Consider the following 16,747-nt stretch of genomic DNA (forward strand, 5'->3'; position numbering starts at 1 on the left):
CCAAGCCACGAGGGGCTGCGCCGTTGGCTGGAACCTACGGCCACCACCCACGCCCGAACCGGGCGAAATGATCGGCCGCACGCTCGAACGGGTTGCGCGCACTCACCCCGCCGCACAGCAGGTACACCGGCAGGTACAGCGGCCCCAGCACCATGTATTGGTAAACGTGCGCGCGTTCGTGGTCATCCAGCCGGATCAGCGGCTCCACGCCCCACCCCGCCTGATGGGCATAGGTGCGGCAGGAAATGCCCAGGTCATGGCCGGTGTGGAGGATCACGTTGCCCAGGGTGATCGCCCCACCCGGCCCCCACGGCCAGCGATCGAAAACCAGCGCACAGTCACGGCCGCTCCAGCGCAGCGTCGCGCCGCCGAGCATGCCGGCCAGTCCACCGATCAGGCCGAGCAGTGAATTGGGGGACGTCCACACCGCACCCAGCACCTGCAGCGCGCGCAGCCAGACCGGCCAGGGCGTCACGGGAGTCTTCAATCGGCCTCGTTGGGAATCAGCAGCCACAGGATCAGGTAGACCAGGATGCCGGGGAAGGCCGCCGAGCCGATCGAGACCAGCACGAACACGATCCGCACCAGCGTGGGGTTCCAGCCGAAGCGGTGGGCGATGCCGCCCATCACGCCGGCAATCATGCGGTCGTTCAATGAACGCGACAGCGTGCGCGGCGCGGTGTTCATGGCGGTTCTCCTAGGCTACGGGAAAAAGCAGTCGAACATGGCTCGACTCTACACCGCCCCTATGTCTACGGCGTGCGGTGGCGCAGGGCCTGCAGGCGGGCGCCGAACCAGGCGGCCGCGGTCTGTTCAGGCTGCCCCGGGCATTGGATGCGATAGGGCTTGCCGCTCATGCTGCTCTGGCTGGCGGCGCGCTCGATGAACTGCTCGGCGCTGTCCACCATGTCCTTCTTCAGCAGGTAGTCGTACTTGCGCTGCAGGTGCGCGCGCGCATCGCTGCCGTCGTACCAGCTGCCATTGCGCTGGAACCGGCACTGGGAGCCGTCCAGGCTGGAGATCAGCTGGGCGATCTCCCGGCGTGCATCCGTACTGGGTGCGGCGTGGGCAACAGGTGCTGCCAGCAGCAGCGTGGCAAGCAGCATCGAAATCCTTTGCGACATCATCACCCTCCATGCAGTCGAGCATGGCTCGACTCTACAAAAAAAAAGAAACCGGCTTTACGCGTCGCGCGCCTTCAACCAGCCATCGATCGTGGCCGGCACTTCGCGCTGCGCGCGGCCGGACACGTAGATGCCGATATGGCCGCCACGGAAACTGGACTCGGTGTAATCCTCGGTGCCCAGGCGTCCACGCATTGCGCGCGAGGCATCCGGCGGCACCAGATGGTCCTGCTCGGCATAGATGTTCAGCACCGGCAAGGTCACCTGCGACAGATCCACCGCTTCCTCGCCGATCCGCACCGTGCCGTTCACCAGCCCGTTGCCCTGGTAGAACTGCTTGATGAAGTCGCGGAACGCCTCGCCCGCCAGGTCCGGTGAATCGAAGATCCACTTCTCCATGCGCAGGAAATCCTCCAGCGCCGCCTTGTCATCGAGGATGTCGAGCAGGCCGACGTACTTCTGCACGTTCAGACGGAACGGCTTGAGCATCAGGTAACTGGCATTCATCAGGTCGGCCGGGATGTTGCCCAGCGTGTCGACCAGCAGGTCCACGTCCACCTGCCGCGCCCAGTGCGAGAGCATGTTGTCGGCGGTCTGGAAATCGACCGGGGTGACCATGGTGATCAGCTTGCCCAGCTTCTGCCGGCGCAGTGCGGCGTAACACAGCGCGAACACGCCGCCCTGGCAGATGCCGAGCAGGTCGACCGGGCCACCACCGCGCGCGCGCAGCGCATCGACCGCGCCATCGATGTAGCGCAGCAGATAGTCCTCCAGGGTCTGGAAGCGCTCCGAGCGATCCGGGTAACCCCAGTCCAGCACGTAGACGTCCTGCCCCAGCGCCAGCAGCTTCTGCACCAGTGAGCGATCGGCCTGCAGGTCGACCATGTACGGCCGGTTGACCAGCGCGTAGACGATCAGCAGCGGCGTGCGCCGGGTCGGTGACTGTTCGCCGACGAAGCGGTACAGCACCACCTTGTCGTCGCGCCAGACTTCCTCGCGCGCGGTCACGCCGTAGTCCACGTCTTCCACCTGCGGCAGCAGCTTCAGCCCTTCCATCAGCTTGCGCTGCATGGCCAGGGTTTCCTGCATCAGGTCATCAGCGTTGAAGCCCAGCGGTCCTTTCATCGGTCACGCGTCCGCGTGGAAGTACGGGGTGCTGCCTTTGGTGCAGCCTTCTTCGCAGGCGCCTTTTTCGCAGCCGCCTTCTTTGCCGGCGCGGCCTTCTTCGCGGCCTTGCGCGCGACCGGCTTCACCTTCACCGGCGCCGGCTGTGCCACCGGATCGACCTCGCCCGTACCGGCCATGGCCGCCACCTGTGCCTGCAGTCGGCGCAGGCTGCGCTCCAGCTCGGCGATGCGGCGGTGCGCGGCGTCCATCTCGCTGCGGGTCGGCAGGCCGATCCGTTCACTCATCTGTTCCACCTCGCGCTGCAGGCCGGCGCGCAGGCGCATCTGAGCGTTGCCCAGCGCGGCATACACCTGCTGGAACGGTTCGGACATGGCGACCTTGGCGTAGGCCTCCTCGGCCACTTCGATCCACAGGTCGAACATCGCGCGGGCACTGGTCAGCTGGCTGCCTGGCTGCTCGTGCTCGGCCAGGCGCTGCTCGAACAGCGCGAAGGCCTCATCCAGCGCCTGCTTGATCTGATCGACATAGGCGCGCGAATGCTGCTGGTATTCCTCCTGCGCACGCAGCAGGGACTGCCAGCGCGCCTGGTGCTCGCGGCCGGGCCCGAACGCCGGGCTCTGCAGCCACGGACCGGCCTGCAGCTGGAACTGCTGCAGCCAGGCGGCAAACTCCGGTACAGCGGCGCCAGCGTGGGTGCTGCCACGGGCGCCCTGCAGCATCCACTGCAGCATGCCGTCGCCCTGCCCCTGCACCGCCTCGCGCCAGGCTTGTGCCACGTCGGCACTGCTGGCGTCGCGGCCGGCGAAACGCGCGGCCACTTCCTGCATGGTTCCGTACCAGCTGCCCGCCTGTTCGCGGAAGCGGCGCACGGCATCTTCCGGCGCGCCCTGCCCCTGCTCGGGCAACAGCTGGCCCCACCAGTCGAACAGCCGTTGCCAGCTGCCGGGGTCGTCACCTGCCGGCGCACCGGGCGTGCTGGCGTGGCGCAGGGCATCGCCCCAGGCGCCGAAGTACTGCCGGGCCAGGGTCTCGAAATCGCTGCTGCCGGCGTCGTGGGCCGAGCTGGTCATCGCAGGCCTCCGCAGGGCTGGCTCATGGCTTGGGAATGCGCAGGGTCTTGCTGATCATCAGCGACCCGGACAAGGCGAACAACAACACCATCGGGTGCAGCTGCCACGGGCCGATCTGCCACTGGCCGAACCAGATGTTCTGGCCGATGGCATCGGTACCGGCGGCGATCGCCAGCACGATCACCAGCACCAGGCTGGTCGGGATCGGGGTGCCCTCGAAATACGCGACCTTGCCCTCGTCGCCGGCCAGCGCCTCTGCGGTGACGTTGTAGCGCGCCAGGCGGCTGACGCCGCAGCAGACGAAATAGCTCAGCACCAGCCAGTCCCAGCCGCCCTGCATGCCGCAGGCGTAGGCCAGCGCCGCCGGGGCCACACCGAAGGAGATCACGTCGGACAGCGAGTCCAGCTCGCGGCCCAGGGTGGAGCTGGACTTGCGCCAGCGCGCGATGCGCCCATCGAGGGCGTCGAAAATGAAAGCCAGCGGGATCAACGCCATGCCGAACAGCAGGTAGCCGCGCTCGCCGTCCTGCAGGAAGCGCATTGCGGCAAAGACCGCACCGGTGCCGCAGAAAGCATTGGCCAGGGTGAACCAGTCGGCCAGCTGGAATTCGCGCAGCATCGAGAAGTGACGTTTCATGGGGTCTCACGGAGCATCAAGGCCCACAGGTTACCGCGAGCGCCGCCGCTGGCGACAGCGCTGGCAGGCCCCAGCCTTCACCGCTCCCTCACCTGTCCTCACCGGCGGTGAATTTTTCGCCACCCATCTTGACAGCCTAGGGGGGTGGCGCCTGTCGCGGCTTATCCACAAAGTTGCCCACGCGTAATCCACACCCCCTGTGGACAACCAGATCTCACCGACTGCGACGCTGGACATTTCCTCATCACCCCGAAGCGGGGTTTCCCTACTTCCCAAGCCACAAGGTCGGCGCTATGGTCACCGGCGGACCCGCCGCCGCCACGTCCGAAACTCTGCAACGGACGATGATGATGCTGGATGCTCCCACTCTGGCCGCACAGCTGCGGCAGCCCCATGGCGAGGCCGCGCTGGCGGTGGCTGACTCGATGAACCGCAGCAACAGCGCACTCAACCTGGCCGCGATCGGGCTGCTGGCCGTCGGTACTGGCGAACGGGTCCTGGAGATCGGCCCCGGCAATGCGGCCTTCGCGCCGCTGATGCTGCAGGCCACCGGCAGCCACTATCTGGGTATTGAGCTGTCCACCGCCATGGTCGAGGCCGGCAACCAGCGCCTGGCCAACGCCGGGTTGGCCGAGCGTGCCGCGATGCGACACGGCGACGCTCATGCGCTGCCGGTCGCCGATGCCGCGATGGATGCCGCGCTGGCGGTCAACACCCTGTACTTCTGGCCCCACCTGGCGCCGGTGCTGGACGAGCTGGCGCGTGTGCTGCGCCGGGGCGGCCGCCTGTGCCTGGCCTTTGGCGACGCCAGCTTCATGCGCAGCCTGCCATTTGCTGCCGACTTCCAACTGCATGAACTGGACGCGGTGGAGCTGGCGCTGCGGGTATCGGGCTTCCGCGTCTCGGCCTGGCGCAGCCACCGGGAATCCGCAGCCGGCAATGACGGCCAGATCCGCGAAAAGCACTTCCATCTGCTGCTGGCACAGCGGCGCTGAAGTGGTAGAGCCGGCCGCTGGCCGGCTGCCCCGGCCGTTCCTCGTTGCCGGCCAGCGGCCGGCACTACCCAACCTGCACCCGGCGCCAGCGAGCAACACAGAACACCTGCATCACCAGTGGCCGACCCACCGCAGCCGCCGCAACGACTGTGATCCGACCACGTGGTAGAGCCGGCCGCTGGCCGGCTGCCCCGACCGTTCCGCGTTGCCGGCCAGCGGCCGGCACTACCCAACCTGCACCCGGCGCCAGCGAGCAACACAGAACACCTGCATCACCAGTGGCCGACCCACCGCAGCCGCCGCAACGACTGTGATTCGACCACGTGGTAGAGCCGGCCGCTGGCCGGCTGCCGCGGCATTCCGGATTGCCGGCCAGCGGCCGGCACTACCCAACCTGCACCCGGCGCCAGCGAGCAACACAGAACACCTGCATCACCAGTGGCCGACCCACCGCAGCCGCCGCAACGACTGTGATTCGACCACGTGGTAGAGCCGGCCGCTGGCCGGCTGCCGCGGCATTCCGGATTGCCGGCCAGCGGCCGGCACTACCCAGCCTGCACCCGGCGCCAACGAGCAGCACAGAACACCTGCATCACCAGTGGCCGACCCACCGCAGCCGCCGCAACGACTGTGATCCGACCGCGTGGTAGAGCCGGCCGCTGGCCGGCTGCCCCGGCATTCCGGATTGCCGGCCAGCGGCCGGCACTACCCAGCCTGCACCCGCCGCCGCCAATGCGCGAAGCAGAACACCTGCATCACCAGCATCGCCAGCAACCCCAGCGGCCACGCGCACCACAGGCCGGCCAGACCATGCCGCGCCTGCAACCACATCGCCAACGGCAGCTCCAGCAGCAGTACCGCTGCCATGCCCAACAACGCTGGCAACATCACCGTGCCACTGCCTCGCATCACTCCGACCAGCACCGCGCTGCCTCCCATCGCCAGCACGCCCCATACCACCGTGCGCAGCTGCGATGCGGCCAATTCGCGCACCTCTGCGGCCGCCAGGATCAGCCCGGTCAGCCAGGGCGCCAGCGCCATCACCAGCAGCAGCACCACGCTCAGCATCGCCAGCCCAAGCAGCACACCGGTGCGAGCGATGGCGGGCAGCCGTGCCGTACGCCCCGCGCCCATCGCATGCGCCGCGAGGATGGTGGCGGTGATCCCCAGCGACATCGCAGGCAGTTGCACCCAGCTCATCAACTGGTTGACCGCACCGTAGGCGGCCGTGGCCGTGTAGCCGTAGCGGTTGATCCAGCCCAGCAACACGATTTCGGCAATGGCCAGGCTGAGCATCTGCAGCGATGACGGTACACCGATGCGCAGCATCGCGCGGATGAGCACGCCATCGAAACGGATGGCACGCAGCAGCTCACGTCCCGGCGCCAACGGGTGCTCCGTCCTCTGCCACCGCCACATAAGCCAGGCCAGGGCCAGCAGCGAGGCAAACGCCGCCGAGACTGCCGCACTGGCCGAACCCAGCTGCGGCAGGCCGGCCCGGCCGAGGATCAGCAGCGGCGTGCACAGCAGGCCGACCACCGTTGCCAGCAGCAGCGCATGCAGCGGTGTCTTCGCATCGCCCACCGCGCGGCTCACCGCAGTGGCCAGCCACAGCAGGAAGAACACCGGTGCCGTCAGCAACAGCACGCGTGCGTAGACAATGGACTCACTGAGGACCGCTGCCGGCGTGCCCAACGCCACCAGCAGTTGTGGCGCGAAGCCGCCGCCCACAGTCATCACCAGCACCGACAGCAGCAGGATCAGCGCCACCGCGCTGCCAGCCACGGCGCGTGCCTGCTGCGGGCGGCCCGCGCCCCAGGCCTGGCCGATCAGCACCATCGCACCGGTCGCCAGGCCCATTACCAGGGCCAACAGCAGGAAGAAGACCGGAAAGAACGCAGCCGCTGCAGCCACTGCCTGTGTGCCGAGCAGATGGCCGAGGTAAATGTTGTCCAGCGTGCCTGCGGCCAGCTGCAGCGCATTGGTCAGCAGCATCGGCAGCAGCAGGGTCAGATAGGTGCGCCACAGCGGGGGTGCTGCCGGAGGTATCGGATGTACAGGGGTGCTCATGGGGTTCTCTGGGCAAGGCGCCGCCCTGCCCGGCGTTTCCGCCAGCAAAGCAAGCACAGGGAAAGCAGGCCGTGGCCCGTGGTCAGGTGGCGCCGTCGCTCAGCAACGGCGCGATGGCTCAGCCGTCGGCGTGGTCCGCAGGATCGTCGAAGGCCAGGCGCAGAGCGTGGGCGCACACATCCGCGGGCCAACTCCGCAACGCCGCTTCCAGGCCCGCGCGGTCATGCGCGAACAGGACACGGATCGCCTCCTCGAAACCCGGCAGGTCACCGGCGATGGTCTGCAGGAAGTGATAGGCACGCTCGCTGTCACGACGCTGGCGGTCCTTGTCAGCACCGGCACGGCTGGCCGCCTCCACCAGCTTGCGCAGCACCACCGAGGCACCGCCAGGCTGCTCGGCCAGCCACGCCCAATGGCGCGGCAGCAAGGTCACTTCTCGGGCGACCACACCCAGCTTGGGGCGGCCACGGCCACGTGGGGTTGCGGGCGCCTCTTCGGCCGTGACGTCGGCATCCGTCTCCACGGCGGCGGGAAACGCTTCGTTTACCCGCGCCAGGAGTTCTGCGTCGCTGCCACGCGTATCGAAATCACGGGTGCGGCCGGTGGCGTTGTCGAACACCAGCAGCGGACCGGCAGCGTTGTCGACACGCAGTTGCTTCAGCGCCAGCGCGGCCACTTCCGGCGTACCGGAAGCGACCAGGCGATGGCCGTCGAAACAACTGAAGGGAGGAAGTCGGGACGCAGGCATGGCAACGGCATCAGAGGCGATGTGCGAATATTGCCCGGGTAATTCTCTCCCGTCAATATTGCCCGGGTATTAATTTGCCAGAAGAGCGTGCCGACCAAAGGTTGGCAGCTACCCGATTTCCCGGCTCACAGGCGGCTGAAGGACCAGCTCACCATGCGCCCGTCCTTGTACGGCATCACGCCGTGGAACGGGCGCGGGTCGGCGTCGAACACCAGCGGCAGGAAGTTGCGGTCGCCCTCCCACATCGGCAGGGTGTCCAGCTTGTCCAGGTCCACCCACTCCAGCGTGCCTTCGTGGTTGCCGCCGTGCGGGGTGCCCTCGAATCCATCGATGACGAACACGAAACCCAGCCAATCCTCGCCGTGCTTGCCGAAGCCCGGCCAGCTGATGGTGCCGCGCAGGCGCATGCCGGTGCAGTCGATGCCGGCTTCCTCGGCGATCTCGCGGCGCATGCTGGCCGCCACATCCTCGTCCGCTTCGATCTTGCCGCCCAGGCCGTTGTACTTGCCCAGGTGGTGGTCACCGGGACGGGTATTGCGGTGGATCATCAGCACCTGGCGACGATCAGGCGACAGCACATAGCCCAGGGTGGCGACGATCGGGGTGTACGGCATGGGGCAGCATCCAGCGGCAGGTCAGCCGTGGATTATGGCCGATCAGCGCACCAGCGACAGGCGGCGCTCGGCAGGTGTGCCAGCACCGTCGGGATCGCGGCGCAGGGTGGCCACGCCGTGGCCGCGCTCGGCCAGGTACTCCAGCCACTTGCCGAGGAAGGTGTTCATTCGCATGCGGTGGCTGATCAGCTCCGCCGGCGGCGGATACAGGCCCATGGTGTCCTGCCAGCGGCGGCCGACGTAGCAATGGGTGGTCTCGGCCTGGCGCGCGTCACGGTACAGACGCACATAGGCCGACGGATCCGGCTCACCGGTGACCGGGTCGGCCAGGTCGTAAGTCAGGCGCAGTTCCACCGTGTAGCGGTGGCACTCGATCACGTCCAGGCGGACATCCAGGCCGTCGCCGATCGAGGAAATGTAGCTGCCCGCCACCAGCCCGGCCGGTTCGAACAGGCGCACCAGGTGGCGGTAGTTTTCCGCGTACAGGCCCATGAGCCAACTGAGCCGGCTCAGGCGGGGAATGCGTTCGGTGCGGGGCGAGGCTTGGGCCATGGGTCGATCCTACACGTTGGTGCTTCAACGTGGGGGCAGGATCGCCCCGACCAAGGGGCTCGGTATCGACCAACGGTCGATACCCACCGCGGAGGAGGGGCAATGCCCCCATGCAGGTAGGCCACGACCGTTGGTCGTGGCGCAAGGATCAATACAGCTCGCGCTGCAGCCCCAGCGTGGCCAGCACCTTGCTGGAAATCTCCTCGATCGAGGTATGGGTGGTGCTCAGGGTCGGGATCCGCTCCATGCGGAACATGGTCTCGGCCGCGGCCACTTCGCGCTTGCAGGTGTCCAGGTTGGCGTAGCGCGAGTTCGGGCGGCGCTCCTGGCGGATCTGCTGCAGCCGGTCCGGGTCGATGGTCAGGCCGAACAGCTTGCGCCGGTAGTTGCGCAGGCGTGGCGGCAGGCGGTCGCTTTCCAGGTCTTCGTCGGTCAGCGGGTAATTGGCCGCGCGCACCCCGTAATGCAGGGCCAGGTAGATGCAGGTGGGCGTCTTGCCGGCGCGTGACACCGCCACCAGGATCACGTCGGCATCGTCGTAGTTCACCGCGATGCCATCGTCATGGGTCAGGGCGAAGTTCATCGCGTTGATGCGGCGGTGGTAGGTGTCGAAATCGACCATGCCGTGGGCCTGGCCGACCCGGGCCAGGCGCGGACTGGCCAGTTCACGCTCCAACGGCTCGATGAACGGCGCGAACACATCCAGCATCAGCGCGCCGCTGTCGGCCAGGATCAGGCTCAGGCTCTGGTCCACGCAGGAGTTCACCACGATCGGCCGGACCTGGTACCGCTCCCCTGCCGCCTGGATCCGGGCACAGGCTTCACGCGCTTTTTCGGGGTCGTCGACAAACGACATGCGATCGGTAATGAAGCTGAACCCGGAGAACTGGGTAAGCAGGCTATGCCCAATGGTTTCAGCGGTGATACCGGTTCCATCGGAAACGTAGAACACTGGACGGATGGTCGACATGCGCGCTTTTACCCCCTACGAAGCCTAAAAAGGCCGCCAGCACAAGCTTGTGCCGACGGTACTCTGCCCGGCATCATATCGGCTTCTTCCTACGGACGCGGCCATTCCAGCCCGCCTCGGGCGATGGCCAAACGGAGCATCGCGCTTGAACGAGAACATCCTGTGGTTGCACGAACTGCGTCTGGCCGACCTGGCCCGCGTAGGCGGCAAGAATTCGTCGCTGGGCGAGATGATCGGCAACCTGGCCGGTCTGGGCGTTTCGGTGCCGGGCGGTTATGCCACCACCGCTGAAGCCTTCAAGGACTTCATCGCGCACAACGATCTGTCCAAGCGCATCTTCGACAAGCTGGCCACGCTGGACGTCGAGGACGTCAACGCGCTGACCGCAGCAGGCAAGGAAATCCGCACCTGGGTGATCGATGCCCCGCTGCAGCCGCAGCTGGACCAGGACATCCGCACCGCCTACGCCCAGCTGAGCGCCGACAACGGCGGCGGCGACGTGGCCGTGGCCGTGCGTTCGTCGGCCACCGCCGAGGATCTGCCGGATGCCTCCTTCGCCGGCCAGCAGGAAACCTTCCTCAACGTCACCGGTGCCGACGACGTCGTGCACAAGGTCAAGGAAGTGTTCGCCTCGCTGTACAACGACCGTGCCATCGCCTATCGCGTGCACCACGGTTTCAAGCATGAGGACGTGTTCCTGTCCGCCGGCGTGCAGCTGATGGTGCGTTCGGGCGTCGGTTCCTCCGGCGTGCTGTTCACCCTGGACACCGAGTCCGGCTTCCGCGACGTGGTGTTCGTCACCTCGTCGTTCGGCCTGGGCGAAATGGTCGTGCAGGGCGCGGTCAACCCGGACGAGTACTACGTCTACAAGCCCACCCTGCAGGCCGGCAAGCCGGCGATCCTGCGCCGCTCGCTCGGCAGCAAGGCCATCCGCATGGTGTATTCGGATGTTCCGGGTGAGCGCGTCAGGATCGAGGACACCCCGGTCGAACTGCGCAACACCTTCTCGATCAGCGACGAGGACGTGCAGGAACTGTCCAAGCAGGCGCTGGTCATCGAAAAGCACTACGGCCGCCCGATGGACATCGAGTGGGCCAAGGACGGTGTCAGCGGCAAGCTGTTCATCGTGCAGGCGCGCCCGGAAACGGTGAAGTCGCGCAGCCATGCCACCCAGATCGAGCGCTTCGCGCTGACCGAAAAGGGCGGCAACGTGCTGGCCGAGGGCCGCGCCGTCGGCGCCAAGATCGGTTCGGGCGTGGCCCGCGTGGTGAAGACGCTGGACGACATGAACCGCGTGCAGCCGGGCGACGTGCTGATCGCCGACATGACCGACCCGGACTGGGAACCGGTGATGAAGCGCGCTTCGGCCATCGTCACCAATCGCGGTGGCCGTACCTGCCATGCCGCGATCATCGCGCGCGAGCTGGGCGTGCCGGCCGTGGTCGGTTCGGGCAACGCCACCAAGGTCATCGAAGATGGCCAGCTGGTCACCGTCAGCTGCGCTGAAGGCGATACCGGCTTCATCTACGAAGGCAAGCTGGGCTTCGAGCGCACCACCACCGATCTGGGCAACATGCCGCCGGCACCGCTGAAGATCATGATGAACGTGGCCAACCCGGAACGTGCCTTCGACTTCGGCCAGCTGCCGAACGCCGGCATCGGCCTGGCCCGCCTGGAAATGATCATCGCCAGCCACATCGGCATCCACCCGAACGCGCTGCTGGAATACGACCGCCAGGATGCGGCGACGAAGAGGAAGATCGACGAGAAGATCGCCGGCTATGGTGATCCGGTCAGCTTCTACGTGGACCGACTGGCCGAAGGCATCGCCACCCTCACCGCCTCGGTCGCACCGAACGCCGTGATCGTGCGCCTGTCGGACTTCAAGTCCAACGAGTACGCCAACCTGATCGGCGGCAGCAACTACGAGCCGCACGAAGAGAACCCGATGATCGGCTTCCGCGGCGCCAGCCGTTACGTCGATCCGAGCTTCTCGGCCGCCTTCGCGCTGGAGTGCAAGGCCGTGCTGCGCGTGCGCAACGAAATGGGCCTGGACAACCTGTGGGTCATGATTCCGTTCGTGCGCACCCTGGAAGAAGGCCGCAAGGTCATCGAGGTGCTGGAACAGAACGGCCTGAAGCAGGGCGAGAACGGCCTGAAGATCATCATGATGTGCGAAGTGCCGTCCAACGCACTGCTCGCCGATGAGTTCCTGGAGATCTTCGACGGCTTCTCGATCGGCTCCAACGACCTGACCCAGCTCAGCCTGGGCCTGGACCGCGATTCGTCGATCGTCGCGCACCTGTTCGACGAACGTAACCCGGCAGTGAAGAAGCTGCTGTCGATGGCGATCAAGTCGGCACGTGCCAAGGGCAAGTACGTCGGCATCTGCGGCCAGGGCCCGTCCGATCATCCGGATCTGGCCGAATGGCTGATGCAGGAAGGCATCGAGTCGGTGTCGCTGAACCCGGACACCGTGGTCGATACCTGGCTGCGCCTGGCCAAGCTGAAGGCCAACGACTGATCCGGCTGTAAGGCTGAATAAAGAAACCCCGCCTCGGCGGGGTTTCTGCTTTTGGGGACCAACTGGACCGATATGTCATTTGCAACTATTCCAGTAGGCGCCCTGAAATGGCCGACGCACACTGGAAGGACTGGAATCACTTGCCGGCAAGGTTCGCCCCATGACCATCCCGTTCGCACTTGGACTGTTCAACTACTCCGGCCCACTGGCAGGAGCGCAGGATTTCCAGAAGTTTCACGAGTTGGCTATATCCATGCTCGAAAAGCGTGGAGTAGAGGTCACCTACTTTGCGTCTGATGGAAAGGGCCACAGTAGCAAGTTGGCGAAGCTGGGCAATGCAGCACATCGAAGACTTCTGGCCAGTAGCTTCAAGGAGCTGACCCTCCTCAGCGTTGTCGCTGTACCCAAAGGAAGTGACGCGCCCGCGTATGATCTGACGGCATCAGTGGATTTCGCTTCCAGTCGTGAGCTTGGAACGGAATTCGTTCTGTTCTCCAAGGACGCTCGCTTTCCTCTGGAACCGCAGTCCTTCCGGGAGCTCCTGGTGGGGCTGATCGCTCTGTATGACTGGGACTTTGGCTACGTCACCCACCCGCCCTTCGAGCGGAGCCCGCAGGCCTACATCATGAGCTACTGCGATGGCACACAGCCGCAGGACGAAGAAGACCGCAACCAGATCTGGTATGACGCCCCGCCAGAGGTGCGCATGCACAAGGCCCGCAACATCTTCCCGCTTAGCCTGCTGAATCCAGTGCAGTTGGGTGTGTCCGTCGCGCCCGGCAAGACACTGGCGGCGATACTGCAAGGTACTCCCGGCTGCACGTTGGACGAACTGGTGCCCGGCCGCCTCTGGCTCAGTACGGTAGAACCGCACCTGGTACAAGGACTCCGCTCGCTGCTCAAGGGTACGGGCGCGTTGATCGAAGGCGGCTGACATCACGTTCATCCTGCGATGCCGATAATCTGCCCGCATGCAACCCCGCCTCTGCGGGGTTTTCAGTTCTTGGCGTTCTTGAGCGCCGCGCCCGTTCGACAAGGAGCCCGCATGATTGCTACTGCCCCACCCGCCCCCGCCGCAACACCCTGGTTCCACTCGCTCGATTGGGAACGCCTGCTGGAGACCTACGGCGTGCCATTGCTGGCCGCGATCGTGGTGCTGCTGGTCGGCATGTGGGTGGCACGTCGCTTGTCCAATGCAATGCCGCGCGCCACCGCGCGCATGGGCGTGGACCCGATGCTGGGCAACTTCCTGCGCAACGTGGTGTACGCCGCGTCGCTGGTGATCGTGGTGGTACTGGCGATCGGCACGTTGGGCGTGCAGATCACCCCGCTGCTGGCTGTGCTCGGCACCGCCGGGCTTGCGGTTGGCCTGGCACTGAAGGATTCGCTGTCCAACATCGCCTCCGGCGTCATGCTGGTGACGCTGCGCCCGTTCCGCGTCGGTGATGTGGTGACGGTGGCCGGACAAACCGGCACGGTGCGCGAAGTGCGCATCTTCCAGACCGTCATCACCGGTGCCGACAACCAGCACACCACCATTCCGAACACGTTGATCACCGCTGCGCCGATCATCAACCTGACCGCCGAACCGACCCGCCGCGTCGAACTGGTGGTGGGCATCGGCTATGAAGACAACATCCAGCTGGCGCGCGACACCGCGCTGGCGCTGATGAAGGCCGACCCGCGCGTGTTGCAGACGCCGGCACCGGACGTGGTGGTGTACGAGCTGGGCGCGCACGCGATCAATCTCGGCATCCGCTGCTACGTGAAGTCGGCCGACTGGTTCGGTACCAAGGTCACGCTGCTGGAACAGCTCAAGCTGGGCTTCGACAAGGCCGGCATCAACATCCCGTATCCGCAGCAGGACATGCACCTGTACCTGCATGGCAAGGATGGCGGCGTGGTCGAGGCCGACGCGCTGGTGCGCGACAAGCCCTGATCCCAAACAGAAATGCCGGCCAGCGGCCGGCACTACCCTGCCCCACGCACCCTGGTAGTGCCGGCCGCTGGCCGGCAGCCTCCGGGATCAGGCGGCGACGCTTTCTTCCAGCGTCGCGTAATCGGTGAACCCGACCGCACCACCGCCGAAGAACGTTGCGCGATCCGGCGGGTTCAGCTCCGCCCCCAGACGCAGGCGCTCGGGCAGGTCCGGGTTGGCGATGAACGGGCGACCGAAGCCGATCAGGTCGGCCCAGCCTTCCGCCAGTGCCTGCTCGGCGCGCTCGGCGGTGTACTTGCCGGCGTAGATCAGGGTGCCCGGGTAGATCAAGCGCAGCGCCTGCTTGAACGCCACCGGCATCAGCGGTGCATCGTCCCAGTCGGCTTCGGCGATGTGCAGGTAGCCCACGCCCAGCGCACCCAGCAGGTGCGCCGCAGCCAGGTAGGTAGCCTGCGGCGTATCGTCCACCGCGCCCTGCAGCGTCGTCAGCGGCGCCAGGCGCACGCCCACACGATCACCGCCCGCCACCGCGGCCACCGCCTGCACGACCTCGCGCAGGAAACGCAGCCGGTTCTGCAGCGAGCCGCCATAGCCGTCGCTGCGCTGGTTGGCCTGCGAGTCGATGAACTGGTTGATCAGGTAGCCATTGGCTCCGTGCAGCTCAACGCCATCGAAGCCGGCGGCCAGCGCATTGCGGGTGGCCTGCGCGTAGTCGGCGATGATGCCCGGAATCTCGGCCTCGGCCAGCGCGCGCGGCATCGAGTGCTGGATCATCTCGCCCACGCCCGCTTCCGGGCCTGCGCCGGTGGGGTCGACAAACACCTTCACCCCCTCGGCCAGCAGCGCCGACGACGACACCGGCGCGGCACCATCGGGCTGCAGGGCCACGTGCGAGACCCGACCCACATGCCACAGCTGGGCGTAGATGCGGCCACCAGCAGCGTGCACGGCGTCGGTCACCTGGCGCCAGCCCTGCACCTGCTCCGGGCTGTGGATGCCCGGGGTCCAGGCATAGCCCTGGCCCTGCGGGCTGATCTGGGTACCTTCGCTGACGATCAGGCCGGCGCTGGCCCGCTGCGCGTAGTAGGCGGCCATTTCCGCGGTGGCAACGTTGCCGTCGGCAGCGCGCGAGCGGGTCATCGGCGGCATGACGATTCGGTTGGGCAGGGTCAAGGCGCCCAGGCGGTGGGAGGTGAACAACATGGCGGACATCTCTTGCGGGGGGAGTGCCAGCAAGAATGGGGACCGCCTGCGAAGGGCAACAGGCGTGTTGTGGCAAAACAGTTGTGCCCGGCAGGCAAGGATGGCCATGCATGAAGGCTCATCCATGCATGGCGTGGATCTACTCCAGGCTGGGTTCCATCCTGATCGTGCCATGCGCCACGCGGTCATAGCACGTGCGCACCACGTCTTCGCCGTACTTGCGCTCCAACCGGCGCACGATGAAGTGGCCGCGCGCCATGTCCTGGTAGTAATCGGTGAACATCGTATTGAGCGTCGCACCGGCAGCGGCACCCACGATCGGCACCGCCTGTGCGGCGAATTTCTCGGTGACCACCACGCCGAAGCGCGCCGCCACCTTCTCCACCATCTTCGCCAGCAGCTTGCCGGCTTCCTTCGGCGCTACGCCCAGGGTCAGGTCGCGGCCGGTCACCACGCGCCCGGCCAGCTCGGCCGACAGATGGCGCATCACATCGGTGGTGAAGCCCCGGGCCAGGTAATAACCAGTTTCGCTGGCGTCATCGCGCGGCGAGTTGCCACCCAGCGCGAACACCTCCAGGCAGGCCTGGCGGGTGCTGAACTCGGACAGGTCGAAGCCCTCGCTGCGGGCCACGTCGGCCACCGCGCGCATCATGATGGTGGTCGACACCGGCAGCTCGATGAACAGCGCGGCAAAGCCAAAGGCGCCGCCCACCGCACCGGAGGTCGCTGCGGCCAGCTTGTGCCAGCGGGTGGACGCCCCCTTGCCGGGGGTGTTGTCCATGCTCCACAGCGCCGCCTGCGCCGACTTGGTCAGCGCCGCCTGCACGGCGCCATGGATGCGGTTGGAGACCGAGCTGGGCAGCGCCTTCACCGCGAACTCCAGCGGCGTGCCGACCAGGTTGGCCATGCGCGCGGTCAGGGTCGGCGCTTCCAGCAGGGTCACCGCCCGCTGCAGGTCAGACCAGTCGCGGGCGTCGTGGGCAATGTCGCGGGGAAGCAGGATGGGCTCGTTCATGGCGCCGATCTTAGCGCCAGGGAGTTGAACGGAGGGTGGTGCCGGCCGCTGGCCGGCAACCTGATACACGTCACGAAGGCCGCTGAATTGCCGGCCAGCGGCCGGCACTACCAGTTCGCGTGTCACCCGGTAGCGCCGGGCCATGCCCGGCGTCGTTG

Annotated in this window: 17 protein-coding genes; 4 read left to right on the forward strand and 13 right to left on the reverse strand. The window is 66.6% G+C overall.

The window, feature by feature from the left end; translation table 11 throughout:
* Window positions 1-34: 34 nt before the first annotated feature.
* From ACZK33_RS14420 to ACZK33_RS14445, 6 genes are all read right to left on the reverse strand, one after another.
* A complete protein-coding gene (locus ACZK33_RS14420) occupies window positions 35-487 on the reverse strand; it encodes a hypothetical protein (RefSeq protein WP_134952084.1) in 453 nt (150 codons plus the stop codon).
* Complete coding sequence (locus ACZK33_RS14425) at window positions 484-687, reverse strand: PspC domain-containing protein (protein WP_108765471.1); 204 nt, start codon at window positions 685-687, stop codon at window positions 484-486. The genes ACZK33_RS14420 and ACZK33_RS14425 overlap by 4 nt, the downstream gene beginning before the upstream one ends.
* Window positions 688-752: 65 nt before the next feature.
* Window positions 753-1,124, reverse strand: coding sequence for a YfeK family protein (locus tag ACZK33_RS14430; RefSeq protein ID WP_336686374.1), 372 nt, complete (start codon window positions 1,122-1,124; stop codon window positions 753-755).
* A gap of 57 nt (window positions 1,125-1,181) precedes the next feature.
* Window positions 1,182-2,249, reverse strand: coding sequence for a class III poly(R)-hydroxyalkanoic acid synthase subunit PhaC (phaC, locus tag ACZK33_RS14435; protein WP_423174959.1), 1,068 nt, complete (start codon window positions 2,247-2,249; stop codon window positions 1,182-1,184).
* Complete coding sequence (gene phaE, locus ACZK33_RS14440) at window positions 2,246-3,322, reverse strand: class III poly(R)-hydroxyalkanoic acid synthase subunit PhaE (protein ID WP_423174958.1); 1,077 nt, start codon at window positions 3,320-3,322, stop codon at window positions 2,246-2,248. Before phaE ends, phaC begins: the two co-directional genes overlap by 4 nt.
* A 22-nt stretch (window positions 3,323-3,344) precedes the next feature.
* A complete protein-coding gene (locus ACZK33_RS14445) occupies window positions 3,345-3,959 on the reverse strand; it encodes a CDP-alcohol phosphatidyltransferase family protein (RefSeq protein ID WP_032130352.1) in 615 nt (204 codons plus the stop codon).
* A 344-nt stretch (window positions 3,960-4,303) separates the two neighbouring features.
* Between ACZK33_RS14445 and ACZK33_RS14450 the strand changes: the two genes are divergently transcribed.
* Complete coding sequence (locus ACZK33_RS14450; RefSeq protein ID WP_423174957.1) at window positions 4,304-4,954, forward strand: class I SAM-dependent methyltransferase; 651 nt, start codon at window positions 4,304-4,306, stop codon at window positions 4,952-4,954.
* A 705-nt stretch (window positions 4,955-5,659) separates the two neighbouring features.
* Here the strand turns inward: ACZK33_RS14450 and ACZK33_RS14455 are convergent.
* From ACZK33_RS14455 to ppsR, 5 genes are all read right to left on the reverse strand, one after another.
* Complete coding sequence (locus ACZK33_RS14455; protein ID WP_423174956.1) at window positions 5,660-7,024, reverse strand: MATE family efflux transporter; 1,365 nt, start codon at window positions 7,022-7,024, stop codon at window positions 5,660-5,662.
* Between the two features lie 118 nt (window positions 7,025-7,142).
* Window positions 7,143-7,772, reverse strand: a complete 630-nt coding sequence (locus tag ACZK33_RS14460) for a DUF2239 family protein (protein ID WP_125893944.1) — start codon at window positions 7,770-7,772, stop codon at window positions 7,143-7,145.
* Between the two features lie 125 nt (window positions 7,773-7,897).
* Window positions 7,898-8,386: an NUDIX hydrolase gene (locus ACZK33_RS14465; RefSeq protein WP_049462146.1), complete on the reverse strand. Its 489-nt coding sequence runs from the start codon at window positions 8,384-8,386 to the stop codon at window positions 7,898-7,900.
* 42 nt (window positions 8,387-8,428) lie between these two features.
* Entirely contained in the window at window positions 8,429-8,938 is a 510-nt protein-coding gene (locus tag ACZK33_RS14470) for a DUF1249 domain-containing protein (RefSeq protein WP_032956108.1), read from the reverse strand.
* A 148-nt stretch (window positions 8,939-9,086) separates the two neighbouring features.
* Window positions 9,087-9,908, reverse strand: coding sequence for a posphoenolpyruvate synthetase regulatory kinase/phosphorylase PpsR (ppsR, locus tag ACZK33_RS14475; protein ID WP_005417170.1), 822 nt, complete (start codon window positions 9,906-9,908; stop codon window positions 9,087-9,089).
* A 145-nt stretch (window positions 9,909-10,053) separates the two neighbouring features.
* Between ppsR and ppsA the strand changes: the two genes are divergently transcribed.
* The 3 genes from ppsA (at window position 10,054) to ACZK33_RS14490 (ending at window position 14,371) form a co-directional block, all read left to right on the forward strand.
* Entirely contained in the window at window positions 10,054-12,432 is a 2,379-nt protein-coding gene (gene ppsA / locus ACZK33_RS14480; RefSeq protein ID WP_423174955.1) for a phosphoenolpyruvate synthase, read from the forward strand.
* A gap of 160 nt (window positions 12,433-12,592) precedes the next feature.
* Window positions 12,593-13,366, forward strand: coding sequence for a hypothetical protein (locus ACZK33_RS14485; protein ID WP_049462144.1), 774 nt, complete (start codon window positions 12,593-12,595; stop codon window positions 13,364-13,366).
* Between the two features lie 111 nt (window positions 13,367-13,477).
* Window positions 13,478-14,371 carry a mechanosensitive ion channel family protein gene (locus ACZK33_RS14490; protein ID WP_049462143.1) on the forward strand — a complete coding sequence of 298 codons (894 nt, stop codon included), beginning with the start codon at window positions 13,478-13,480 and terminating at the stop codon, window positions 14,369-14,371.
* An 87-nt stretch (window positions 14,372-14,458) separates the two neighbouring features.
* Here ACZK33_RS14490 and ACZK33_RS14495 read toward each other — a convergent pair whose 3' ends face one another.
* Together ACZK33_RS14495 and ACZK33_RS14500 are read right to left on the reverse strand one after the other, a co-directional pair.
* The gene (locus ACZK33_RS14495) at window positions 14,459-15,574 is read right to left on the reverse strand and encodes an alkene reductase (RefSeq protein ID WP_423174537.1); all 1,116 of its coding nucleotides are present in this window, start codon (window positions 15,572-15,574) and stop codon (window positions 14,459-14,461) included.
* A 139-nt stretch (window positions 15,575-15,713) separates the two neighbouring features.
* Window positions 15,714-16,589: an EcsC family protein gene (locus tag ACZK33_RS14500; protein WP_423174536.1), complete on the reverse strand. Its 876-nt coding sequence runs from the start codon at window positions 16,587-16,589 to the stop codon at window positions 15,714-15,716.
* Window positions 16,590-16,747: the final 158 nt, after the last annotated feature.

Source organism: Stenotrophomonas sp. 86156_Sma (assembly GCF_056481625.1).